This window comes from Mameliella sp. AT18 (assembly GCF_028807275.1).
In the GTDB taxonomy this organism is placed as follows: Bacteria; Pseudomonadota; Alphaproteobacteria; order Rhodobacterales; family Rhodobacteraceae; genus Antarctobacter; species Antarctobacter albus.
The window spans coordinates 1-21,937 of record NZ_JARAMO010000208.1 but is presented as its reverse complement, the minus strand read 5'-3'; the positions used below and the strand labels follow the sequence as shown (position 1 = coordinate 21,937).

The 21,937-nt window shown below is 65.3% G+C and carries 24 protein-coding genes; 13 read left to right on the top strand and 11 right to left on the bottom strand.

Annotation, left to right across the window (positions count from 1 at the left end; translation table 11 throughout):
* A partial coding sequence (locus PVW46_RS18220; RefSeq protein ID WP_274577056.1) for a Hint domain-containing protein occupies positions 1-1,760 on the top strand: 1,760 nt, incomplete at its 5' end.
* A 36-nt stretch (positions 1,761-1,796) separates the two neighbouring features.
* Here the strand turns inward: PVW46_RS18220 and PVW46_RS18215 are convergent.
* The 4 genes from PVW46_RS18215 to PVW46_RS18200 all read right to left on the bottom strand — a co-directional run bounded on the left by PVW46_RS18215 (position 1,797) and on the right by PVW46_RS18200 (position 5,129).
* Entirely contained in the window at positions 1,797-3,044 is a 1,248-nt protein-coding gene (locus PVW46_RS18215) for a lytic murein transglycosylase (RefSeq protein WP_069208176.1), read from the bottom strand.
* 66 nt (positions 3,045-3,110) lie between these two features.
* A complete protein-coding gene (locus PVW46_RS18210; protein ID WP_274577054.1) occupies positions 3,111-3,350 on the bottom strand; it encodes a hypothetical protein in 240 nt (79 codons plus the stop codon).
* A gap of 372 nt (positions 3,351-3,722) precedes the next feature.
* Entirely contained in the window at positions 3,723-4,610 is an 888-nt protein-coding gene (locus tag PVW46_RS18205; RefSeq protein ID WP_069208177.1) for a glucosamine kinase nucleotide-binding domain-containing protein, read from the bottom strand.
* Between the two features lie 51 nt (positions 4,611-4,661).
* On the bottom strand, positions 4,662-5,129 hold the full coding sequence (locus PVW46_RS18200) for a MarR family winged helix-turn-helix transcriptional regulator (protein ID WP_069208178.1): 468 nt from the start codon (positions 5,127-5,129) through the stop codon (positions 4,662-4,664).
* A gap of 112 nt (positions 5,130-5,241) precedes the next feature.
* On the opposite strand from PVW46_RS18200, the gene PVW46_RS18195 reads away from it, so the two are divergent.
* From PVW46_RS18195 to PVW46_RS18175, 5 genes are read left to right on the top strand one after another with little or no spacing between them, the layout of a single operon-like run.
* A complete protein-coding gene (locus PVW46_RS18195) occupies positions 5,242-6,672 on the top strand; it encodes a sulfatase family protein (protein ID WP_069208179.1) in 1,431 nt (476 codons plus the stop codon).
* A gap of 35 nt (positions 6,673-6,707) precedes the next feature.
* Positions 6,708-7,664: a Bug family tripartite tricarboxylate transporter substrate binding protein gene (locus PVW46_RS18190; RefSeq protein WP_069208180.1), complete on the top strand. Its 957-nt coding sequence runs from the start codon at positions 6,708-6,710 to the stop codon at positions 7,662-7,664.
* 55 nt (positions 7,665-7,719) lie between these two features.
* Positions 7,720-8,298: a hypothetical protein gene (locus PVW46_RS18185; protein ID WP_069208181.1), complete on the top strand. Its 579-nt coding sequence runs from the start codon at positions 7,720-7,722 to the stop codon at positions 8,296-8,298.
* Positions 8,298-9,875 (top strand): tripartite tricarboxylate transporter permease, encoded by a 1,578-nt coding sequence (locus PVW46_RS18180; protein WP_069208182.1) that lies wholly within the window; start codon positions 8,298-8,300, stop codon positions 9,873-9,875. The genes PVW46_RS18185 and PVW46_RS18180 overlap by 1 nt, the downstream gene beginning before the upstream one ends.
* Positions 9,875-11,392: a sulfatase-like hydrolase/transferase gene (locus PVW46_RS18175; RefSeq protein ID WP_069208183.1), complete on the top strand. Its 1,518-nt coding sequence runs from the start codon at positions 9,875-9,877 to the stop codon at positions 11,390-11,392. The genes PVW46_RS18180 and PVW46_RS18175 overlap by 1 nt, the downstream gene beginning before the upstream one ends.
* 57 nt (positions 11,393-11,449) lie before the next feature.
* Here PVW46_RS18175 and PVW46_RS18170 read toward each other — a convergent pair whose 3' ends face one another.
* From PVW46_RS18170 to PVW46_RS18145, 6 genes are all read right to left on the bottom strand, one after another.
* Positions 11,450-12,211: an ABC transporter permease gene (locus PVW46_RS18170; RefSeq protein WP_043144904.1), complete on the bottom strand. Its 762-nt coding sequence runs from the start codon at positions 12,209-12,211 to the stop codon at positions 11,450-11,452.
* On the bottom strand, positions 12,208-13,005 hold the full coding sequence (locus PVW46_RS18165; protein ID WP_223306274.1) for an ABC transporter ATP-binding protein: 798 nt from the start codon (positions 13,003-13,005) through the stop codon (positions 12,208-12,210). The genes PVW46_RS18170 and PVW46_RS18165 overlap by 4 nt, the downstream gene beginning before the upstream one ends.
* Before the next feature lie 62 nt (positions 13,006-13,067).
* Complete coding sequence (locus PVW46_RS18160; RefSeq protein WP_043144903.1) at positions 13,068-14,075, bottom strand: ABC transporter substrate-binding protein; 1,008 nt, start codon at positions 14,073-14,075, stop codon at positions 13,068-13,070.
* Between the two features lie 168 nt (positions 14,076-14,243).
* A complete protein-coding gene (locus PVW46_RS18155) occupies positions 14,244-14,993 on the bottom strand; it encodes a Crp/Fnr family transcriptional regulator (protein WP_069208184.1) in 750 nt (249 codons plus the stop codon).
* Between the two features lie 217 nt (positions 14,994-15,210).
* Positions 15,211-15,762, bottom strand: a complete 552-nt coding sequence (locus PVW46_RS18150) for a hypothetical protein (protein WP_069208185.1) — start codon at positions 15,760-15,762, stop codon at positions 15,211-15,213.
* Between the two features lie 205 nt (positions 15,763-15,967).
* The gene (locus tag PVW46_RS18145; RefSeq protein ID WP_069208186.1) at positions 15,968-17,632 is read right to left on the bottom strand and encodes a winged helix-turn-helix domain-containing tetratricopeptide repeat protein; all 1,665 of its coding nucleotides are present in this window, start codon (positions 17,630-17,632) and stop codon (positions 15,968-15,970) included.
* A 256-nt stretch (positions 17,633-17,888) separates the two neighbouring features.
* Here PVW46_RS18145 and PVW46_RS18140 point away from each other — a divergent pair, with 256 nt between their 5' ends.
* The 7 genes from PVW46_RS18140 (at position 17,889) to PVW46_RS18110 (ending at position 20,365) form a co-directional block, all read left to right on the top strand.
* Entirely contained in the window at positions 17,889-18,428 is a 540-nt protein-coding gene (locus PVW46_RS18140) for a hypothetical protein (protein WP_043144900.1), read from the top strand.
* 36 nt (positions 18,429-18,464) lie between these two features.
* Positions 18,465-18,623 carry a hypothetical protein gene (locus tag PVW46_RS18135; protein ID WP_274577045.1) on the top strand — a complete coding sequence of 53 codons (159 nt, stop codon included), beginning with the start codon at positions 18,465-18,467 and terminating at the stop codon, positions 18,621-18,623.
* Positions 18,624-18,665: 42 nt separating this feature from the next.
* Positions 18,666-18,899, top strand: a complete 234-nt coding sequence (locus PVW46_RS18130) for a hypothetical protein (protein WP_069208187.1) — start codon at positions 18,666-18,668, stop codon at positions 18,897-18,899.
* A gap of 113 nt (positions 18,900-19,012) precedes the next feature.
* Positions 19,013-19,408, top strand: coding sequence for a (R)-mandelonitrile lyase (locus tag PVW46_RS18125; RefSeq protein WP_069208188.1), 396 nt, complete (start codon positions 19,013-19,015; stop codon positions 19,406-19,408).
* Between the two features lie 77 nt (positions 19,409-19,485).
* Positions 19,486-19,656, top strand: a complete 171-nt coding sequence (locus PVW46_RS18120; RefSeq protein WP_274577042.1) for a hypothetical protein — start codon at positions 19,486-19,488, stop codon at positions 19,654-19,656.
* Positions 19,657-19,992: 336 nt separating this feature from the next.
* Positions 19,993-20,202 carry a hypothetical protein gene (locus PVW46_RS18115; RefSeq protein WP_043144898.1) on the top strand — a complete coding sequence of 70 codons (210 nt, stop codon included), beginning with the start codon at positions 19,993-19,995 and terminating at the stop codon, positions 20,200-20,202.
* Complete coding sequence (locus PVW46_RS18110) at positions 20,183-20,365, top strand: hypothetical protein (RefSeq protein ID WP_043144897.1); 183 nt, start codon at positions 20,183-20,185, stop codon at positions 20,363-20,365. Before PVW46_RS18115 ends, PVW46_RS18110 begins: the two co-directional genes overlap by 20 nt.
* Positions 20,366-20,906: 541 nt before the next feature.
* Here the strand turns inward: PVW46_RS18110 and PVW46_RS18105 are convergent.
* On the bottom strand, positions 20,907-21,899 hold the full coding sequence (locus PVW46_RS18105; RefSeq protein WP_069208189.1) for an adenosine kinase: 993 nt from the start codon (positions 21,897-21,899) through the stop codon (positions 20,907-20,909).
* Between the last annotated feature and the right edge of the window lie 38 nt (positions 21,900-21,937).

Sequence of the window (21,937 nt, the reverse complement as noted above, 5' to 3'; positions counted from 1 at the left end):
TGGGCGGCGGCGCCTACGCGGGCAATGACCTGCTGGACGTCAGCGCGTTGACGGACTTGTCCGGAAACCCAGTCTCGACAGAGGACGTGACCGTGACCGACACCGTGGGCGACGGTTCGGGCCATGCGATCCTGACCTTCCCCAACGGCGAAAGCATCACGCTGGTCGGTGTTCCCGTCGCCGAGGTGCAAAGCCCCGAACAACTGGCCGCGATGGGCATCCCACTCTTCACCGGCGACTTTATCGTCGAGGGTACTGCCCTGGGCGAAACCATCGACACCGGTTATTCGGGCGACCCCGACGGCGATTTCATCGACAATGGCGACGGCATCGGCGGCTCGCAGGACGACACCGTCCTTGCCTACGGCGGCGACGACATCGTGCAGGCGGGCCTGGGCGACGACAGTGTTCTGGGCGGTGCGGGCAAGGATACCCTGGACGGCGGCGCCGGGGCCGACACGCTGGAAGGCGGCGATGGCGCGGATGTCCTTTTCGGCGGCGCCGGCGACGATCTCTTGTCCGGTGGCGCCGACGAAGACCGGATAGTCCTGCAGGACGGCTTTGGCGCCGACACGATTTCCGGCGGAAAGACCGTCACCACAGGCAACGACGAGGATACGCTGGATGCCTCGGCCCTGCCCGGCGCGGTCACCGTGACCTATTCGGGCGACGAGGCCGGCACCATCAGCGATGGCACCGACAGCGCCGAATTCTCGGAAATCGAGGCGCTGACCTTTGGGGGTGGAGACGATACCGTCGACGGAACCCTGGACAGCACGGGGATGACCGTTTTTGCCGATGGCGGTGACGACAGCCTGATTGGCGGCAGCGGGAACGACACGCTGGATGGCGGCACCGGGGCCGACACCCTCATTGGCGGTGTGGGCGCCGACAGCCTGACCGGCGGAGATGGCGCCGACACGTTCACCCTTGGGTCGGGCGATTTCGCCTCCGGCGACGGTGGTGATGATGTCTTCAACGCCAGCGCGGATGACATGAACGGCGCCCATCTCACCGTGACCGGCGGCGAAAGCGGAGAGACCGTAGGCGACACGCTCAACATCACAGGCCCGGCCAAGATCACCATGACCGGTGGGGAATCCGGCAAGGTCGAATGGCTGGACGGGTCCACCCTGACCTTCTCAGAAATCGAGAACGTCAATTACACGCCCTGTTTCACGCCCGGCACCCTGATCAAGACCAACAAGGGCGAGGTCGACGTGGCCGACATTACCCCCGGTGTCCGTGTGTTGACCCGCGACAACGGCTACAAGCGCGTGCTCTGGGCAGGGGCCAAGACGATCGGCGCCGCAGACCTGGCGGCGACACCGGACCTGCGCCCGGTCCGGATCGACGCAGGGGCATTGGGACGAGGTGTGCCGGAACGCGACATGCTGGTGTCCCCGCAGCACCGGGTGGTGATGGCCGGCGCCGCGATCGAACTTCTGTTCGGCGAGGACGAGGTGCTGGTGGCCGCCAGCCACCTGGTCGGCCGCCCCGGTATCACGCGGGTCTGTCCGGTCGAGGGCGTGACCTATGTGCATTTCATGTTCGACGCGCATGAACTGGTCATGTCCGACGGCGCCTGGACCGAGAGCTTTCAGCCCGGCGACCTGTCGCTTGCCGGTCTGGACGCAGGGCCGCGCGCAGAACTGCTGGCACTGTTCCCGGAACTGTCGAATGCGCCCGGACGGGGCGCCTATACCGCCGCGCGGGCCGCGCTCAAGGCGGAACAGGCACGCCTGCTGCTCGCGGCGTGACTGTCCGGCGGCCCCTGCCGGGGCCGCCCGTTTTTTTCAGCCCAGCGCTTGCAGCAAGGCGCGCGACGGCTCTCCGGTCACGGCCAGGCCCCTTGACTGCTGGTAGGCTGAGATCGCCGCCTCGGTCTTCTTGCCAATGACCCCGTCCGGGGTGCCCGCGTCGAAACCGGCGCGCGTCAGCCCGCGTTGCAATGCCTTGCGATCCTCCAGCGTCAGCCCGTGCTTGTCGCGGCCAAAGTCGCCCACCAGCGGCCCCGCCCCGTCCAGCCGATCCGCAAGATAGCCGACGGCCAGCCCGTAGTTCTCGGATGGGTTGTAGCGCAGGATCATGTTGAAGTTGTGGAATACGAGAAAGGCCGGCTTTCCCGCGCCCATCGGCGCCAGCACCGCGGCAGTACCGTGATCGGGCAAAGAACCGCCCCGGGCCGGGCGCACGCCCAACTCGCGAAAGCGCGAAACCGCCGCCCGGTTCTTGCGCCCCAGAGGGCCGGAATAGCCCTGCGGCAGGCGGACCTCGATGCCCCAGGGCTGTCCCCTGCGCCATCCCGCGCGGGCCAGGAACCGCGCCGTGGTGGCGAACGCGTCGATCGGATTGTCCGACCATATGTCGCGTTTACCATCACCGTCGAAATCGACTGAATGCTCCTGGTAGGCGTTCGGGATCAGTTGCGTGTGCCCCATTGCGCCCGCCCAACTGCCCACCAGCTGCTCTGGCCGGGCGTCGCCGGTCTGAACGATTCGCAGGGCATCCATCAGGTTCGACTCGAAGAACCGCCCGCGCCGCCCCTCCCAGGCCAGTGTCGAAGTGGCCGAGATCACCGGGATCTTGCCGCGCTTGGTGCCAAAGTAGCTTTCGACCCCCCAGATCGAGGCCATGACCTTGGCCGGAACGCCGTACTCTGCCTCGACCCTCTGCAGCGCAGCGCGCTGCCTGGCAAACTCGCCCCGACCAAACCGGATCTTGTCCTCTGGCGCGACGATGGCCAGGTAGTCCTCCAGCGTGCGGCTGAATTCGGTCTGGTTGCGGTCACGTTCGATCACGCCCGGCAGAAAGCCCTGTCCGCGAAACGCGCGGTCCAAAGTCGTTTCCGTGATCCCCCTGTCCCGGGCGCGCGCCCGGAACTCTGCGATCCAGCTATCGTAGGCGGGATTGGGCTGCGGGCGCAGCCCCGGTTCCAGCGCCGGGTCGGGTCGCGCCACCTCTGGCAGCCCGCCACCCGGTAAGCATCCCCCCAGCCAGATCGCCGAAGCCCCCAGTGCAAAACCCCGTCTGGAAAGGCGCATGTCCTGTCTCCTGCCCTATTGTTGCGCGCAAGCTAGACCGGCACCCGGGCCAACTGCAACCGCGTGTCAGGCAGGATCCCGCCGAGCACGGGTCAGAGCTGCTTCAACCAGATCCCGGCGCCAATCACCGCAACCAGAACAAGTGGCAGCCACCAGCGGTTCCAGATCGGGGTTGGTCGAAAACAATAGCTGCACGAACTCACACCATAGCGGAGTTGATGATTGCAGCTGCAGCGGAAAATACGAATTTCCTTGACCATGAAACCAACCTCCCAAACCGAGCAAAGAATAGTGTTTGTAACCCATTTTGCCACTTTGACCAGCAAAGTGGACAAGAATCTGTCACATTCCCCGTGTTTCCCGGGCGTCAACGCGACAGCACTTGACATCCACTCGACGCCTCATGCGGAGTTCGCGCCGCTTGGTCAGCCCTTTTCGCCCTGGGATCGCGTGCTTGTGTTCCGCTCTGGGGAGCAGCCATGCACCGCCGTGGCTTTGGCCACCCATCCTGCCGCTTTTTGCTGGTCTCGGAACCGTCACGCGTGTCCCTACCGTCAATGACGCCCGCTGTGCCACGGCTCACGAGCAGACAAACAGGAACAACCCCTGGGCGAATACAGCTAGGATGCGAGGCCGGATTCTGGCAGCGCGTGATCGACACCCAACACAACCAGAACGCTAGGTGCCGGGTCGTGTCCGACGTTCAGCGAATGCCCGCGCGAGGCGCAAGGCACCGTCCAATGCCGTGCCTTGGGGCTGAACGATGCGCCCTTGCAGATCGGGAAGATACGGCCCGTACGCCGGCCCAAGCCCGCCGGTCAGGCAAACCGGCGCCCGCCCCGAAGGATCCAGCACGCCAATGCCACGCCCGAGGTATGCCGCCCCTGCGGTCATCAATGCCACTGCCTGCGCATCGGTATCCGCGGCGGCGACGACACGCGGCGCCCATGTCGCGTATTCGCCCGGGGTCGCGCCCGTGGCAAAGGCCACGATTTCCAGCGCCCCGCCGAATTCCGCCAAAACGGAGGCAGTAAGGTCCGAATGCGTTTCAAGCCCGTCGTGGCATAGCAGAACCCGTTCCATGAGCCCGCGCCCCAACCAGGCCCCCGACGCCTGGTCCGACACCTGCAGGCCCCAGCCGCCGATCCGCGAGGTTTCACCGCTGCGGCGCCCCGCCATGACCGATCCCGTCCCGACCGAAACCAGGATGCCGTCACCAGACCCCAGGGCGCCGGCCAGTGCCGTTTCCAGGTCATCGCCCACGGTCACATGGGGCAGGCCGCATTCCCGGATGATCCGCGACGTCACCTCTGAAGTCAGGGCGCCCGCAAGTCCCAGGTGCGCCACGAAACGTTCCCGGCCCTCCGCCTCCAGCCCGGCGGAACCCAGCGCGGCGCCGATCGCGACACGCGTGTTGGCAATGCTCTGGACAAGATCGCTGGTCGCATTGGCCGGCCCGGCGCGTCCCTCTCCCAGGATACGCCCCTCGTAACTGGCCACCACCGCACGGCAGCCAGAGCCGCCTCCGTCCACGGCGATCAGGTAGGGGGGCGCAGGATGTGACATGCGCGGATCATTGGCACAGCGCCGCCGCGCGCAAAAGCCCGAAAGCCTGCTTCAATCCTCCAACACTTCCGACAGGCGCTTCAATCCAAGCCGAAGACCGTCCAGCGCCTCGGGGCCCAGCGCCTCTTCAAGATGTCGGTTCCGGGTCAGGAAGCGCGGCCTCACCTCGTCAAGCTTGGCCAACCCCGCGTCGGTCAGCGCGACCAGTTTCTTGCGGCGGTTATCGCTGTCATCCTGGAAGCGGACCAGCCCCTGCCCTGCCAGAGCATCCGCCGTCCGGCTGATCTGACCCCGGTCGATACCGCAGGTCCGGCTGAGCTCGGAGATCGAGATCGTTCCCCAGGTGTCGACGATGTTGAGGATCCTATAGGCCGTCAGGTTGATCGGCTGATCGCGCAGCAGGTCAGCCCCCTGATGGTCGAGCGCCCGGGACAGGACCGCAAGCTGAAAGGTCAGGCGCCCTTCAAGGTCCCTGACCTTGCGCAACTGGTCTTCGAGATCCGCCGATGTAAGCCGCATGGTGCATGTCTCTTATATTTGTTGTTTAATCAACATTATTCATGTAATTGCTATTTTACTCGATCATTCGAGCAAGACAACCACGGTGCCAAGACAGAGGGAGGGGCAACAGATGCGCAAGACGCCGAACGTCCTGTTCCTGATGGCGGATGAACACCAGGCTTTGGCCCTGTCCTGCCTGGGACACGACGTGGTGCAGACACCGAATCTCGACCGGTTGGCCGAGCGTGGCACCCTGTTCGAAAACGCCTATACGCCCAGCCCGATCTGCGTGCCGGCGCGCGCCGCACTGGCCACCGGACAGCCGGTGCATCAGACCGGCTACTGGGACAACGCGACCGCCTACGACGGGCGCGTGCCCTCCTGGGGACATCGCCTGCAGGCCGCCGGGGTGCCCGTGACCAGCATCGGCAAGCTGCATTACCGCGACGACAGCGACCTGACCGGCTTTGACCGGCAGATCCTGCCCATGCACATCCAGCACGGGATCGGGCAGGTCTGGGGATCGGTCCGCAACCCCCTGCCCGACCACCCCCACGGCGGTGAGATGCTGGGCGGGATCGGCGCAGGCCTGTCGAAATACAACCGCTACGACATGAACGTGGCAAAGGCGGCAGAGGGTTTCCTGTCCGAACGGGCGCGGGACGAGTCCCCCTGGGCGGCTTTCGTCAGCTTTGTCGCGCCGCATTTCCCGCTGATCGTACCGCAGGACTACCTTGACCTGTACCCGGCCAAGGACATGCCCCTACCGCCGGTCCGCCCGGCCAACGGATTCCCGACCCATCCCTGGGTCGCGCGCATGAACGGGATCGAGGATTCGGACACACAGCTTGGCACTGATGATCGCCGGCGCGAGGCCATCGCCGCCTATTACGCGCTCTGCACCTTTGTCGACGCCCAGATCGGGCGCGTTCTGGACGCGCTGGAGGCGGCCGGCCTCTCCGATGACACGCTGGTCATTTATTCCTCAGACCACGGCGAGCAGCTAGGGATCCGCGGGCGGTGGGGCAAGTCCACGCTTTACCGGGAATCCACGCAAGTTCCGCTGATCGCGGCGGGTCCGGGCTTTGCCCCGGACCGGCGTGTCACGACCGCCGTCAGCTTGCTGGACATCGCGCCGACGATCACCGCCGCGCTGGGCCTGTCGCCCGATCCCGACTGGACCGGGCGCCCCCTGCAAGACATCGCGGCCGCCGCACCTGACCCCGACCGCGTCGTCCTGTCCGAATACCACGCGGTCATGTCGCCCTCGGCCGGGTTCATGTTGGCCAATAGCCGGTGGTGCTATCATCACTACGTCGGCTACCCGCCAGAGTTGTTCGATCTGCAAAGTGACCCGTTGCAGACCCGCAATCTGTCAGGCCATCCGGAATTTGAGCTTGTCGAAAGGTCTTTGCGACACATCCTGTCGGATCACTGTGATCCGGCAGAGGTGGATGCCCGCGCCAAGGCCGACCAGGACAGGCTTGTGGCCCGGTTCGGCGGCCCTCGGGCCGCCTATGAAACAGGCCCCTCGGGCGCCACGCCGGTGCCCGAAGGCTGACTTGCCAGAAGAGAACGGTTGAGGAGGAGAACCGGATGATTTTCGCACGATTGAGGACCGCGCTTGCCGGCGCCGCGCTGATGCTGGGCGCCCTGCCCGCCGCAGCCCAGGACTGGGAGCCGCAAGGCCCGGTCAAGATGATGATCGCCTTTTCGGCCGGGGGCGGCGCCGATACGCTGGGGCGCCTGCTGGCCGAAGAGCTGAACACCCGCCACGGCTGGGAAATCATTCCCGAAAACGTCACCGGCAAGGGCGGTGTCACGATGGCCGTTGCGCTCAAGGATGAACCGGCGGACGGGCTGTCTATCGGGATTTCCGTGACAGAGGCCACGGCATACGCGCCGCAGACCATGCGCAGCCCGGCCTACACCCTGTCCGACTTCACCTTTCTGTCGACCATCACCGGCACCCAGATGGGCATCATCGCCAAGTCCGATCGCGGGTGGAGCACCCTGTCGGACGTGATCGCCGCGGCAAAGTCCGGCGAGACGATCACCGTTGGCGCCATGAGCCAGAAACTCGCCGATGCAACCTATGTGCTGGCAAAGCGCAACGGCATCCAGTTCACCACCGTGATGACGGGCGGCGGCAAGGCCAGCCTGAACGCGGTGATCGCGGATGACGTCGACATCGGCTGGTCGGCGGGCGCGCAGACCGCATCGGTCAGGGCCGGGGACGTGGTCAACCTGGCCTCTGCCGAGGCCATGCCGCTGAACGTCTCGCCCGATGCGCCGCTGCTCAGCGCCTACGACATGCCCTACACCTTTGGCGTCAAGTTCCTGGTGATGGCGCCGGACGGCCTGCCCGCCGAAGTGCGCGAAACCTGGCAGGTCCGGATCGCAGAGGTGCTGAACGATCCCGACGGCAAGCTGAATGCCTTTACCCGCAAGGTGTTTTCCGGCCCCGAGGTGATCCAGGGCGCCGAGCTGGATGCCTACATGCAGAAAAGTTTCGACGCCAATGCCGAGCTGCTGACCGAATCCGCCGAATGACCGCACTCGGCCCGGGCATCCATCGAGGTCCGGGCCGCACCTGTCGGAGACCGCCATGCCGGACCGAAAGACAGAGCTGATCCTCGGAGCGGTGCTCTTGCTGCTTGGCCTTCTGGCGGGCGCCGTCTGGGTGCCACTCGACAGCGAGACACCCCCGATCTACGAGTTCCGCCGCCAGACCTATATCGGCGACGCCCTGCTGCCGATGCTTGCAGCGCTGGGGATTGCGCTCTGCGCTGCCGTCCATGTCGCGGTCACTTTGCTCGAACGCGGGACATCAGATCGGGGTGGCCCGGCTTTCGATCGCCATGCCGCCCTTTTCCTGTTGTCCGTCTTCGCGCTGATGGCCCTGTCCGGGCTGGTAATGTTCTGGTCCGGGCCGCTGGCGCTGGCGCTGTTCGGGCCAGAGACCGATCCCCCCGCGACCTATCGCCTGATGCGCGGCACCGCCCCGTGGAAATACCTTGGCTTCACCCTTGGCGGCACGCTGCTGGTCTTCGGGCTGATCTCACTGCTCGAAGGGCGGATGCGGGCCGGTCGCCTGCTGATCGCCGTGCTGGCCGTGGCTGCGCTGATCGCGGTTTTCGATCTCCCCTTTGACACGCTGTTGCTGCCGCCGAACGGGGATTTCTGATGGGTGTCTTCGACTATGTCTGGGCCGGTGTGCTGGCTGTCTTTGCCGGGCCCGTGGCCTTCGAGGTGCTTGGGATCGGCGTTCCCATCACCGTCCTGATGACCGCCGCCGGGTTCCTTCTGGGCATCATCGGCGGCGCGACGCCCGGTCTGGCCGGGCCTTTCCTCATGGCGGTGTCGCTGCCGATCCTTCTGTCGGTCTTCGGCTTCACGCCGGATGCCTTGCTGCCGGTCCTGGGATTTCTCGTGGGCGTGATGAAGGGCGCCACCGTGGGCGGCGCCGTTCCCGCGATCCTCTTCAACACGCCGGGCACGCCGGACGCCATGCTGACCACGCTGGACGGCCACCCGATGGCCCGGAATGGCCAAGCGGGCAAGGCGCTGCGTACGGCGCATTTCGCCTCGGTCACCGGCGACACATTCTCAGACCTCGTGCTATTCACCTGCGCGCCCTTCCTGGCCATCGTGGTCGAGGCCTATCTTGGCTTCGGCGAAAAGGCGGCACTGATCCTGCTCAGCCTCGCCTTTGTCGCGGCAGTCGTCGGCGCCTCGCCCATGAAAGGCCTGATCGCCGCCTTCCTGGGCCTTTTCATCGCCTCGGTGGGCACTGGCGAGGACGTCTATTCGCGGCTGTCTCTGGGCACCGACACTCTGTCGACCGGCTTTCCCCTGATCACCGCCGTGCTCGGCGTGCTGATCCTGGGCGAAGTGCTGTATTCCTTCGAACAGATGTGGCGCAACCGCCGCGATGACCGCCCTGCCGGGGAGGCTCCGCAATCCGGCGACAACCGCCTGACATGGGGGGAACGGCGGCGGCTGATGCCCTTCATCTCGGTCTCGGCACTGATCGGAACCGGCATCGGCGCACTGCCCGGCATCGGATCGACCCTGGCGGCGACGCTGGGCTACGCCACCGGACAGAAGATGCACAAGGGGCCGGTGCCGTTCGGCAAGGGCACCCCCGAAGGCGTCGCCGCCACCGAGGCAGCAAACAGCTCCGTTTCGGGCGCCAACCTGATCCCGGTGCTGTCGCTGGGCATCCCGGGCAATGTCGGCGCGGTCTTCCTGATCCTTGCCGCCGAAAGCATCGGCGGTTTCAATCCCGGCCCCTCGGTCTTTCGCTTTTCCACCGCCGAGGTGAACCCGGAACTGGTCATCGCCTTCGGCCTCTTCACCACGATGATGCTGGCCAACGTGCTGAACTGGATCGTGGGGGGGCAGATCATGCGCGCCACGGGCGTCATGGCCCGCATCCCGAAACCCGTGCTGATGCCGATCGTCCTGCTGCTGACCCTGACCGCGATCTACGTCCAGGAAACCGATTTCACCGCGCTCTACTTCGCGATGGGCTTTGCCCTCCTGGGCTGGGGCATGCGCAAGCTGGCGGTGCCGGTTCTGCCCTTCGTGATCGCCTTCATCCTTGCTGGCAACCTCGAACAGACGGTGCGGCAGGCCTTTGCCGCGTCCGGAGGCGACCCGCTGTTCCTTTTCAAGAGCCCGCTTTCGGTCGTCTTCCTGTTGCTGGGTCTGCTGGTCATCCTCTTCTTCCTGCGCAAGCCGGCCTCGGAAGGCTCTTGATGACCCGCCCCAACATCCTCTTGATCACCGCCGACCAACATCGCGCCGATTGCCTGGGCGTCGCGGGTCGGCGCGTCCGCACCCCCAACCTGGATCAACTGGCACAAGAGGGCACACGCTTTACTTCGGCCATCTGCCCCGCGCCGGTCTGTCAGCCCGCCCGAGCCTCGATCCTGACCGGCCAGCTGTGCCGGACCCACGGCGTCCACGACAACGGGATCGACCTGGACGAAGCCATCGGCACGGCGGGCTTCGCAGGGACACTGGCACGCGCAGGCTATGACACGGCACTTTTCGGCAAGGCGCATTTCTCCAGCTACGACGCCCGACAGCCGACCGGGCGCCCGGAATGCGTGCTGTCCTCGGTCGAATTCGGCCCGGACTGGTTCGGCCCCTACATGGGGTTCGACCATGTCGAGATGATGCTGAGCGGGCCGTCGAACCACCCGCCGCAGGAACCGCCGCGCGGGCTGCATTACGAACACTTCTTCTACGCGGACGGTCGGAGCGCAGAGCGCGCCGCGCTTTATCAGGCCGGGCCGCGCCCCGGTGCCGCGCAGACCTGGCATTCGCAACTGCCGGTCAACTGGCATTACACCCCCTGGACCGCGGATCGCGCCATCGACTGGCTGCGCCACGGGCGCGACCCGGACAGGCCCTTCTGCGCATGGGTCAGTTTCGTCGATCCGCACCATCCGTTCGACTGCCCCGAACCCTGGTCCCGCCTGCACGCCCCGGAAGATGTCGACCTGCCCCCGCACCGCACCCGCGATCTGAACAACCGCCCCTGGTGGCACCGCGCGGCCCTGGAGAACAAGCCAAAGGGGGATGCCGACGAGGTCCGCGTACGGTCGGAGTATTCCCGGATCGCCCCCCAGTCGGATCAGCAACTGCGCCAGATCATCGCCAACACCTACGGGCAGATCTCCTTCATCGACGCGCAGGTCGGCCGCCTGTTGAGCGCCTTGGCCGAGATCGGAGCGGATGAGAACACGCTGGTCGTCTACACCTCGGACCACGGCGACTGGCTGGGCGATCACGGGCTGATCCTGAAAGGCCCGATGCCCTATGAAGGATTGCTGCGCGTGCCATTCCTGATGCGCGGTCCGGGCGTTCCGGCGGGACAGACCTGTGACGAACCGGTCTCGACCCTCGATCTTGCCGCCACCTTCCACGAGGTGACCGAGGTCCCGCCTGCCCTGCCCCAGCACGGACAGTCCCTGATCCCGGTCCTGCAGGGCGCACCGCGCCCCTATGCCATGATGGAATGGGAGCTTTTGGCAAACCGCGTGGGCGTGCCGCTGTCACTGCGCACGGTACGCACGCGGACCGCGAAACTGACGATGGACCTGCAAAGCGGTGCGGGCGAGATGTACGACCTCGCGCGGGACCCTCACGAGATGCACAACCTCTTTGATCAGCCTGCGCATGCGGGTTTGCAGGACGAGTTGACGGCGATGCTGCACAGTCGTCCCGACGACATCACGCCCAACCGTCAGGCGGTCGGTCCCGGTTGAGCCGCCGGGCCCGGCGCTCAGCCTTTTTGCCGGTGTGCCGTCCCGCCGACCGGTCGATCACCCGGGTGTCCGCTCCGCCCAGCCGGCAAAGACCTTCTCCAGCGCGACCACGACGTAGTAGAGCAGGATCCCCATCAGCGCGAGCGCGATGAGCACCGCGAACATCAGCGGGTAATCCGAGTTGGTCTTGCCACTGTCGAAGAGCGCGCCCAGCCCGCGCCCGTGGGGCGAAACGATCTCCATCAGGTTGGTGCCGATGAAGGCCAGCGTCACCGCCACCTTCAGAGCCCCAAAGAACTCCGGCAGGGTCTTGGGCAGGGCAATCTTCCAGAAGATCGTGGTCTGCGAGGCGCCCAGCGAGCGCAGGATGTCGCGGTATTCCGGCTCCAGCGTCGACAGGCCGATCGAGACCGAGACGGCAATCGGAAAGAACGAGATCATGAAGGCGATCAGCACCGTGTTGAAGTCATGCGCGCCCACGAAAAGCAGCGCAACGATGGGCACCACCGTTGCCTTTGGAACCGCGTTGAACCCGACCAGCAGGGGATACAGCGCATCCCGCATCACGCGCGAGAACCCCATGACCATGCCCACGAGCACGCCAAAGATGATCGCGACCACCAGCCCGACCACCGTCCGCCACAGCGTCTGCCAGCCCATCACCAGGAACAGGTTCCAGTATTTCGCATAGGCCGGTGGCAGGTCCGAGGGCGAGGCCATGACATAGTTGGGCCAGCCGTTGGCCCAGACCAGCAGTTCCCACAACAGGCCAAAGACAATCATCGCGGCGATGGGGACAAGGATCTTTTGCAGGGTCATTGTGCCGCCTCCGCCGGGGATCGCCCCTGGGCGATCTGGATCTGGTGCCGCAACACGTTCAACGCCTCGGCGCTTTCGGGGGTGTAAAGATGTTCGATGTCGCGATCGCCGGTCAGATGCACGTCCATGACATATTGCGTCCGCGCCGGACGGCCGGACAGCACCACCACCTGGTCGGCCAGAAAGATCGACTCGCGCAGGTCGTGGGTGATGAGCACGCCGGTAAAGGGTTCCTCGGCCTTGACCTTGTGCATGGTCTGCCAGAGGTCTTCGCGCGTGAAGGCATCGAGCGCGCCAAATGGCTCGTCGAGGATAAGCACCTCTGGCTTGTGCACGATGGCCCGGCACAGGGACGCGCGCTGACGCATGCCCCCCGACAGTTCGCTGGGCCGCTTGTCCTCGAACCCTTCAAGGCCCACCAGCGCCAGCAGGTGCCGCGCGCGGTCTTCCTGCTCGCGTTTGTTCATCTTCGTCGAGACGATTTCCAGCGGCAGCATGACGTTCTGCAGAATCGTCCGCCATTCCAGCAGGACCGGGTTCTGAAAGGCCATGCCCACGGTCGAACGCGGCCCCTTGACCCGCTCTCCATGCAACCAGACCTCGCCCTCGTCGGGCTTCATCAGGCCGGCGACCAGCCGGGTCAGGGTGGACTTGCCACAGCCCGACGGGCCGACAACGGCGACAAAGCCGCCTTCGGGCACGCTCAGTTCCAGCCCGTCCAGCACCGGCAGCGGCCCGGCCTGGGTCTTGTAGGCGTGCCTGACGCCCTTGATCTCGATCAGCGGTTGCGACACGCGGCGCTCCTTGCACAAGAAACCCGCGGCGCAGAGGCTGCGCCGCGGGCCGGGTCAGTCGATCACTTCAGCATCCGTGCCGCGGCATCCGGCAGGTAGGCGTCGGTGAAATAGAGCGATGCGTCGGGCGCGTTCTGGAACTCGTAGGTCTCGGCCAACTGCTCCAACGCCACGTCCAGGCGGGCCGGGTCGATGCCGCCCATGCCGTTGGTTTCGGCGTAATCGGTCAGCACGTTGGCGTCGATCGACAGTTGCAGGCGGCGCTGTTCCAGGTCCGCGTCGGCGGCAGGGTTGCGCGTCATCAGGCTTTCGATGGCGCCCGCCGGATCGGCAATGGCGTCTTTCCAGCCTGCCGCGATGGCAGTCAGGAAGCCGGTGATGATCTCGGGGTTCTCGGCGGCGTAGTCCGTGTTGACGATGATCGCGTTACCATAGAGCTGCAGGCCGTGATCGGCCATCAGGATGGTCGAGATGTCGTCCTCCGGCACGCCAAGGCGCACGAGGTTCAGGTAGGACGAGAAGGAAAAGCCGGTGATCGCGGCCACGTTGCCTTCGGCCAGCATCGGCTCACGCGTGGGAAAGCCCACCGGTTCGACGGTGATCTTGGACATGTCCAGGTCGTTTGCCGAGGCGAAGGCCGGGAACTGCGCCCAGGCGCCATCCGGCGGCGGCGCGCCCAACACCTTGCCTTCGAGGTCCTTCGGCGCCTCGACGCCCAGCGATTTGCGGCCCACCACGGCAAAGGGCGGCTTGTCGTAGATCATCATGACCGCCGTCACCGGCGCGCCCGGGTTCTGGTCAAGGAACTTGATCAGCGAGTTGATGTCGGCAAAGCCCACCGGAAAGGCACCTGTCGCCACCTTCGGGATTGCGTCGAGCGAGCCCTGACCTGCGGAGATTTCGACCGAGAGGTCCTGTTCGCCGAAATAGCCATCGTCGATGGCGACGAAGTAGGGCGCCGCAGGGCCCTCGAACTTCCAGTCCAGCGCAAAGGGCACGGCGGTCTCCGCAAGTGCCGCACCGGACAGCGCGACGGTCGCGGCAAGGGCCGCGAAGGTCTGTTTGATCATTGGTCTCTCCCTGTTGGCAACCGGACGCGAGACTGCTGCAGCCCGCGGGCAAGAGGAACGCAACTGGCGCGCGCCATGCCGACGAAACAGGCAACTGCCTCTTTATTGGGGGAAACTGTGCAGTCTGCCCGTTGCTTGTGCAACCTTCATATCCGTGCAGCAGGCGGATCAGGCCTGGTAGGGTCCCCCATCCGCATCGTCGCCCGAGGCCATCATCAGCGCACGCAGGTCCGGAATCTCGAAGACACGCCGAGTCAGCGGACGGATCAAATCATCGCGGACCAGCCCCGCAATCTGCCGCGACACGGTCTCGAAGGTCATGGACAGGAGGTCGGCCACCTGTTCCCGGCTCAGCATCATGTCGACGACACAGCCGTTGTCCGGCGGCTGCGCGGCCTGGCGCATGGCAAGCAGGACCAGCAGGCTGGCCAGTTTCTGCCGCGCGGTCCTGTGGCCCAGAACCCCCAGCCAGCGCCGCGCGGCGTCCAGGTCGTCCAGCGCCTTTTCCATCATGCTGGCCCGCATCCCCGGGACCTGCTCCAGCAGATCCTCGAAGACGTCGGCCCGAAAGGCGCAGGTCTCGACATGGGTCAGCGCCTCGACATCGAATGTCACCTTGTCGCGCCAGGGTTGGCCGATCAGGTCGCCCGGCTGCAAGAGACAGACGATCTGCCGGGTGCCGCGTTCCTGTGTCCGGCTCATCGTGGCAAGCCCGCTCAACATGGTCGCCACCTCGACCAGTTCCGATCCGGCCAGCGCGATCCGGTCTCCGGGCGCGAAACTGCGATAGGTCTTGCCGCGCGCAAGAGAAGGCAGATCCGCCGCGCCCGCACCGGCACATACGCCCACGGCACGTACCGGGCACGACCGGCACTCTGGCAAACCACCATAGGCAAAGGCTTTTTGTTTCGCGCGCATGCCACGCCTCCTTGCAGGCGTCCTGCCCTTGGTGCCGCAAAGGTAGAAAAAGGTGCGCGAGGGATCAATCTTTGGAAGGGCGCCGAAACAGCGCAGGGCAGGACATTTTTCGGGTGTTCAATTGGGCCGAACCTGGCGCCGGAAAACGCCCGCGAAAGGCAGGGCGCCCCCCCCATCGGTCTGTTCAAGACCGAGCGGCCCGCCCCACCTGCGCCTGTCAGTACCCGTCGTAGCCAGGTTCGCCTGGTTTTGCGGGTGCGATGACCGGGGCCTTGGGCATCCCCTCGCGGTGCATGCGGGCACAGGCGGCGAATTCCTCGAAGGGGCCGTCGAAACCGGGCAAGGGAAAGACGTAATCCGAAACATGGGACATGAACCGGCGACCGTCGCCCGCCTGACGTACGTAGATTTCGTTGTAGATCCAGGTCACGAAACGATGCGCTGCCGCGTAGTCCAGCGTTTCGGTCCAGGTCGCGCGCACATCGCCGTGGTTCAGCGCGCCGCCGGGTTCGGAAACCGCGCTGTCGTGAAAAGCGGTTTTCGGCGCCATCAGGGTAATGCGGATCTCGTGGTCGTCCGTGGGACGCCGGGATTGCGACTTGGCATCGTAGACAATCTTGAAAAAGACGTCGGCATCCGCATCCACCAGGGTCAGCTCGCAGTCGCCCTTGCCATAGACATTCGGGACGGAATGGGACCATTCGTAGGCCAGGGTGGGCTGGGCGATGCAAAGCAGGAGGGCCGCTGGGAAAAACGTTCTGAAGCTCATTGGAAAAGTCTCGACTCGTCTTTTGGGCCGGGGGAATTCCGACCGTGTTGGGTGGATACCTCCGCGCCTCCGACAGCGCGGGGTTCTCTCCATCGTAGGGCAGATGTCTGAACCGGAGTTGAACCGGTCCGACTGCCGGCCACACTCAACCACGCGTCCGCCCTGAAATCCACAGCCGCACCATCACGAATGCCGGACCAAGACCTCAACGCATCCGGACACCGGAGGCAAACAGCAGCGCGCGCAGCGTTTCGCGCTTGCTTTCCGGGTAGAAAAGCTCGGCCTCCAGATAGCCCTCGACGGTAAAGTCATTGTGCAGCATGCGCAGCCGCGCGGCGGTCTCAACCGCCCGGTCCGGTTGCCCGCGACCGGCCTCCAGGCCGGACAGCAGAGCAAGTACCGGGGGATAGCCCGGCGGCGCCCGGTGCAGGAAGTTCCGCGCGGCCTCGGTATCGCCCTGGAATACTGCCGCGAAAGCAGGACCAAGATTGTACCAGTCCGGCGCCGCATCCCCCTTCATCTCCAACGCGCGTACGCCCCACCGGGCGGCTTCGGCGTAGTGCTCGGTGGTCAAAGCCCCCTGAATCGAGGCCAGGGCCAGCCCGTCGGCATCGCTTGCCAGCTTGTCCGCTGCCTCACGAAGCCGGCGCAGCGTCTCGGTCCGGTTGCCGCGCAAGGCCGCCGTCCAGCTTCCCGCCAGAAGGCTCCGGCCCGATCCCTCGCCTAGATGATAGGCTTGGCGGCCACTGTTGGCGCGCGCATCGCGCAGGGCCTTTGCCTCGTCTCCCCTGACCAGCGGGATCATCGCGCCCAGCACGAAGGACAGTCCGGCCCAGGCCTCGGCATTGCCAGGCTCGATTTCAAGCGCGGCGCGAAAGTGGCGCTCGGCCTCGGTGAAGGCCGGACCGTTAAAGGCGGTGAACCGCTGTCCACCCAACTGGATATGCGCCTCGGGGCTGGCGTCCTCGGGTGGGACGCCGACAAGGCCCGTGCCCAGCCCGGTAATCTGGCCGCTCCAGGGGTTTGCCAGCTCATTGGCGAGTACGGCAACCACGTCGTCCTGCAGGGTCTGCAGGTCTTTCCTTTGGCCGTCCCAGCGCCGGACCCAGACGATCTGGCTGGTGCTCGTGTCGATGAGATGGCCGGAAATGCGCAGCCCGGCCCCAGACTGCTGAACGGTCCCACCCACGACAAACCGCGCCCCGTGCGAGGCATAGGCCCGCAGCGGCGCCTGCCCCGGGTCTGGCCCTGTGTCCAGAACAGAGGGCGCCAGCACGGACACGGTGTCGAGCTCGCTCAGCGCCACGATGATGTCGCTTTGCAGGCCGCGGGAAAACGTCTGCAGGTCCGGCGCGTCGCCAAGCACGTCAAAGCCCAGAACAGCCACCGCCGGGCTTTCCCCCGAGGGTTGTATCGAGGTTTCAGGCCCGGAGGCGCGCCCGAACAGCGTGAAAGTCCCCGCGCCGACCGCCAGCACCAGCGCCAGAACGCCCGCGATCGCCCAAGGCGGCGGTCGCCGGGACGGGCGCGCCGCGCCCGCATCCTCCGGCGCGGCAGGCACAGCCCCTTCGGGCAAAGCCGGAACCATGAGGCAATAGCCCGTTCCGGGGTTCGTCTGCAGCAGCGCATGATCCTTGTCCCCCAGGGCGCGGCGAATGGTCGAGATCGCCTGCGTGATGCTGTCATCCGACACCGCCGCCCCACCCCAGACCTCTTCGATCAGCACGTCCTTGGACACTTGCCCGGGGTAGGCCCGGGACAGGGTCATGAAGGCGGCAAAGCTCTTGGCCCGGATCGCCACAGGTTCGCCATCCGCAAGCCGCACGGTCCGGCTCCGTTCGTCGAAGTAAATGACCTCTTGCGCAGTCATCGGCGCCGGTTCTCCGCAGCAAGTTCGAGGGCGGCACATCATGGCCCAGTCGGCTCAGGTTACACGGTTTCATCCGGGATTCAGGTCATTTTTGCCGGATTTCAGGTGATTTCGGGTGGTTTCGGGTCATTTCGCCGGGGCCGTCAGGACATTTCAGCGGCCGAGACCGCAAAACGATTTCACCGAAACGCAACGACGCCAGCCCCTTGCACATATCGGAACACGGCGCCGGAGCACGATCAAAGGATTACGAACAATGAATACCTTCAAAAAGGCACTTACCCTCGTGATGACCATCGCCTCGCTGGAAAGCGGCATCGTCACCGTGGCCGATGCCAGCCCCCTGAACGTCCAGGCCAAGCGCCCCGACCTGCAGGAATACTGCCAGAAGTACCACCGCGCCGATGCCCGGTTGACGTCATATTCGGCGCTGGCGTGGAAGTGCTACAAGTCGCCGACGCAGACCTGGGGCATCTCGGTGAACCGCGCCTGCCAGGACCAGCACGGCCTTCCGAAATCCCGCTATACCTCGGCCGGCGATCCCTATTCCTGGTACTGCTACAAGCCGCGCCCGAAGGCCCCCGGTGTCGACCTGACGCGCTACTGCAAGAAGCACTTCGGTCAAAGCGCCCGTGCCAAGCTGGTGGGCAAGACCGCCCTGGACTGGGTCTGCGCCTCTGGTCAGCACAACCGCTGGGGGATCTCGGTCTCGACCGCCTGCCGCGAGCAGCACGGGCTGCCCAAGGCCTCCTACGGCAACCGCAACGATCCCTATTCCTGGACCTGCCACCGCTAGGTGGCAGGCACGGCCCCTGCTTTCGAGGACACTGACATGACACGCCTGATCTCTCACCTGCCCCTCGCCCTTGCCGCGACGTTTGCCTGCGGACTGGCCGCCCTGGCCCCCGCCCACGCCGAACCGGCGATGCTTGCCGCCAATTGCGCCGGCCTGAACTTCGCCGACGTCCTGTGCGAGGCCGTGCGCTTTTGAGCGCGGCCCCGCTTCCGGACCTGAAAGGAAAGGACCCACATCATGCTGACCCATCTCGCCGTCGCCGCCCTGACCCTCTGGCCCGTGAACGGCCCGGCCTACAGCATCACGGATTTCTCGAAGGACTGTCGCCTGTCAGGCGGCAGTCCCCGGGTTTATGCCCGGACCGTCGTCTGCGAAGACAGTGCCGGGCGCGACATTCATTGCCTTCGGACCGGCCAGACCGTGACCGGCTGCACCTTCGGCAGCGCCCCGGCATCGGGCCAACTCGAATGATGCACAAGGTTCATGTCCCGCATGATGCAGGACACGGTTGTACGCCCCGGCAAGCGTCGCCAACTTGCGAATGACCCGGCAGCCCGGGACGCAGCCATCACAAGAGACCTGCCATGAAAATCATCCGCGCCGGCAGCACGCCCTCTACCAAAGGTCCCGAGGAGTATTTCACCGGCACCGTGCGGATCGACCCGATGTTCCAGGCTGATGCCCCGGGACGCACCAGCGGCGCGCATGTGACCTTTGAACCTCGCGCCCGCACCGCATGGCATACCCACCCCGCAGGCCAGACCATCATCATCACCTTCGGTCGTGGCCGCGTGCAGCGCGAAGGCGGCCCGGTCGAGGAAGTCACCACAGGCGATGTGGTCCTCTTTCCCGCCGAAGAGCGCCATTGGCACGGCGCCGCGCCGGAAAACGCCATGTCCCATATCGCGATCCAGGAAAGCATCGACGGCACGCCGGTCACATGGATGGAAAAGGTCTCGGACGAGGACTACGCCGGCTGAGCCGAGCCAACTGGTCTGGATCACGCGTGATCCCGGTGGCGATCCCTGAAGGACGCCTTAAAACTCAGGGAAACAAGTTGAGCGACGCGAATCCGGCCCGCGCGCCCCTCATTGAAAAACAATTGAAATTTTCGGGGCAAGTAAACCGCTCCGAAGCAAAGGAAACCCCGGAGCGCGTGCAGGCGCTGCCGGGATCGAATGCATTCAAGACGCGGGACAGTTTCCGGCAATCCGGGCGCCGCAACTAGCGCCCTTCCCGGAAACAACTGTCCATGATGCGCCGTCTCGTTGCCGAGTTGTTCGCGCATGGCAATGAAGAGAAGGAATGCCCCGCCATCGGGTGATGACCTGTCGTGCCGCTGTCGGATGGCTCCGGCATTGGCAGGCATCACTTGGCCCCCTGGCAACGAGCACACCCGGAACACGGGGCAGCGCGCGTCTACGGAGCCAGGAAGCGTCGGACCTGTCCCAAGGCTCAAGGATCATCCTTGGCATTGATGGGAGCAGGAGCGAGTGGGGGTCGTACGTCCAAATGCGAGGTGGGGAAATAAAACTGACCTTTATTCGGAAAAGGCGAGACGACCATGAAAAGCAATGAGTTCATTTCGATTGCCTGTTCGGTCGCAGCGCAAACCGCCGTGGACGGCACGTTGGCCGATTGCCGACGTTTCGGAACAGATCCGGCAGTCTCAATGCTGGGTCTGATTGCCACTGGCAACGAAGTCGCCCGGCTGGCGGCAGAGGTTCTTGAGCAACTCGAAAAGGAGGTCACCAATGGCAACGACCGTCGGTGATATTGCGGTTGAAGTTTCGGCGGACATTGGCCCCTTGCAGCGCGAACTTGCTCGGGGGTCAAACAGCCTGAACAGGTTCGGCGGCGATGCGAAGTCGGCTGGCGTGACGTTCGCCAGGATGGGCGCCAGCGTAGCGGCGATCTCTGCCTCTGGACCAACCTGATCCAGCCGTTTTGAGCGCTGCCGGCGCTGGCAATTGCCGGGCTCTCTTGCCAAGGACATCATGGGCTACTGTCTCATTCTCCTCGTGATCACCGGTGCGGCACCTGGCCTTAAACTGTCTTTCCTGCCTTGAGACCAGTCGGAGAATTGCAGCGGGCGGCGTTCTTCGCCGCCCGCAACGCGGCCGGTTGCGGTCTTTCGGGGGCATTGCTTTGCCCTTGCCTTCACGCACGAACGCAAAAGGCTTTTGGGCTAGGGTTGTCGTGATAAGCTGCGCTCGGAAATCTCGAAACGCTGGCATCACGCACCCGTGGCGCGGCGAAAGCCCCATCAATGTGGACGGCCTGGCGAGCCGGATTGGTTTGCTCCCTCGGGTGTATCATCTATGCAGCGCGGCAATAAGTTCGGGAAAACAAGAGGAAAGAGCCTCGGCGAAGGAACAGACGCCAAGGAACTGCGCGGTCACAAAGCTGTTTTCGCTCCGAGGTCGTTGCGCCGGGGGCCGGAGCGGCGGGACCGCTCCGGTCGTTTTTGTGTTCGGTTCAGGCCGCCGGAAGGGCGATGGCACGGGCGGCGGCGCCGTCGCGCGCGCCATAATGACCCAGCACACTGGCCGCCTGCCGCGCGCCCATGCTACCGGCGCGGTCCACGGGCTGCCCCTGGGCCAGCCCGGCCAGAAAGCCGCTGGCATAGGCGTCGCCCGCACCGGTGGAATCGACCACCTGCCCGACGGGTGCCGCGGGCAAATGGTGGCGACCATCCGCATCGGCCACCCAGGAACCCTTCTCATGCTCGGTAACCGCGGCGACGGATACCTTGGACATGGCCCAGTCCAGCGCCGCTTCGGCGCCGTCCCGTCCAGCCAGCGCGCCGATTTCGACATGGTTGCCGATCAGGACATCGACATGGCGCGAGACCGTGTTGCGCATCACACCGATGTTTCTCTCCACACACCCTGCATCCGAGGGCGTCAGCGCCACGGTGGCCCCGGCAGCCTTGGCCGCCTGGCACAGCGTTTCGATCACCGCCGCGCCATGTGGCGCGTCCCAGATATAGCCCTCGATAAATAGAATATCGAAATCCTCCGGCAGCGCCGCGCGTGCCTCGAAGGGCATCAACGTGGTCGCTGCACCCAGGTAGGTGCTCATCGTCCGTTCACCGTCGGGGGTGACAAGAACCACGCAGCGCCCGGTCCCGTGATCGTCGTTCCGCGCGACTGCGACCGGCGCAGCCAGCCCGAGGCCCAACATCTCCTCGAGGAAGGTCTTGCCAAGATCGTCGTCTGCAACCTTGCCGATGTAAGTCCCCCGCACCGGCGTTTCGGCCAGATGGGCGATGGAATTGGCGACCGAGCCGCCGGATTGGCGGACACCCGGTCCGACCTCCTTGAACAGGGCGTGTGCTGCCTCGGCCTCGACCAGATGCATCCCGCCCGGCGTCAAACCGTGGCGGCTGACCACCTCGGGCGGCACAGCGGCGACGACATCGACCAAGGCATTGCCCAGGCCCACGATATGCGGTGCGCCTTTGCTCATTACGACCTCCCTCAGTACCGGTAGTGCTCGGGCTTGAA

Excerpts from the sequence above, each read along its gene's own strand:
- PVW46_RS18185 (WP_069208181.1), top strand. The coding sequence starts at position 7,720 with ATGCCGGACCGAAAGACAGAGCTGATCCTCGGAGCGGTGCTCTTGCTG.
- PVW46_RS18170 (WP_043144904.1), bottom strand. The coding sequence starts at position 12,211 with ATGACCCTGCAAAAGATCCTTGTCCCCATCGCCGCGATGATTGTCTTT.
- PVW46_RS18195 (WP_069208179.1), top strand. The coding sequence starts at position 5,242 with ATGCGCAAGACGCCGAACGTCCTGTTCCTGATGGCGGATGAACACCAG.
- PVW46_RS18110 (WP_043144897.1), top strand. The coding sequence starts at position 20,183 with ATGGCAACGACCGTCGGTGATATTGCGGTTGAAGTTTCGGCGGACATT.
- PVW46_RS18175 (WP_069208183.1), top strand. The coding sequence starts at position 9,875 with ATGACCCGCCCCAACATCCTCTTGATCACCGCCGACCAACATCGCGCC.
- PVW46_RS18210 (WP_274577054.1), bottom strand. The coding sequence starts at position 3,350 with ATGGGTTACAAACACTATTCTTTGCTCGGTTTGGGAGGTTGGTTTCAT.
- PVW46_RS18155 (WP_069208184.1), bottom strand. The coding sequence starts at position 14,993 with ATGCGCGCGAAACAAAAAGCCTTTGCCTATGGTGGTTTGCCAGAGTGC.
- PVW46_RS18135 (WP_274577045.1), top strand. The coding sequence starts at position 18,465 with ATGACACGCCTGATCTCTCACCTGCCCCTCGCCCTTGCCGCGACGTTT.
- PVW46_RS18105 (WP_069208189.1), bottom strand. The coding sequence starts at position 21,899 with ATGAGCAAAGGCGCACCGCATATCGTGGGCCTGGGCAATGCCTTGGTC.
- PVW46_RS18215 (WP_069208176.1), bottom strand. The coding sequence starts at position 3,044 with ATGCGCCTTTCCAGACGGGGTTTTGCACTGGGGGCTTCGGCGATCTGG.
- PVW46_RS18140 (WP_043144900.1), top strand. The coding sequence starts at position 17,889 with ATGAATACCTTCAAAAAGGCACTTACCCTCGTGATGACCATCGCCTCG.
- PVW46_RS18180 (WP_069208182.1), top strand. The coding sequence starts at position 8,298 with ATGGGTGTCTTCGACTATGTCTGGGCCGGTGTGCTGGCTGTCTTTGCC.
- PVW46_RS18200 (WP_069208178.1), bottom strand. The coding sequence starts at position 5,129 with ATGCGGCTTACATCGGCGGATCTCGAAGACCAGTTGCGCAAGGTCAGG.
- PVW46_RS18145 (WP_069208186.1), bottom strand. The coding sequence starts at position 17,632 with ATGACTGCGCAAGAGGTCATTTACTTCGACGAACGGAGCCGGACCGTG.
- PVW46_RS18205 (WP_069208177.1), bottom strand. The coding sequence starts at position 4,610 with ATGTCACATCCTGCGCCCCCCTACCTGATCGCCGTGGACGGAGGCGGC.
- PVW46_RS18115 (WP_043144898.1), top strand. The coding sequence starts at position 19,993 with ATGAAAAGCAATGAGTTCATTTCGATTGCCTGTTCGGTCGCAGCGCAA.
- PVW46_RS18150 (WP_069208185.1), bottom strand. The coding sequence starts at position 15,762 with ATGAGCTTCAGAACGTTTTTCCCAGCGGCCCTCCTGCTTTGCATCGCC.
- PVW46_RS18125 (WP_069208188.1), top strand. The coding sequence starts at position 19,013 with ATGAAAATCATCCGCGCCGGCAGCACGCCCTCTACCAAAGGTCCCGAG.
- PVW46_RS18190 (WP_069208180.1), top strand. The coding sequence starts at position 6,708 with ATGATTTTCGCACGATTGAGGACCGCGCTTGCCGGCGCCGCGCTGATG.
- PVW46_RS18160 (WP_043144903.1), bottom strand. The coding sequence starts at position 14,075 with ATGATCAAACAGACCTTCGCGGCCCTTGCCGCGACCGTCGCGCTGTCC.
- PVW46_RS18130 (WP_069208187.1), top strand. The coding sequence starts at position 18,666 with ATGCTGACCCATCTCGCCGTCGCCGCCCTGACCCTCTGGCCCGTGAAC.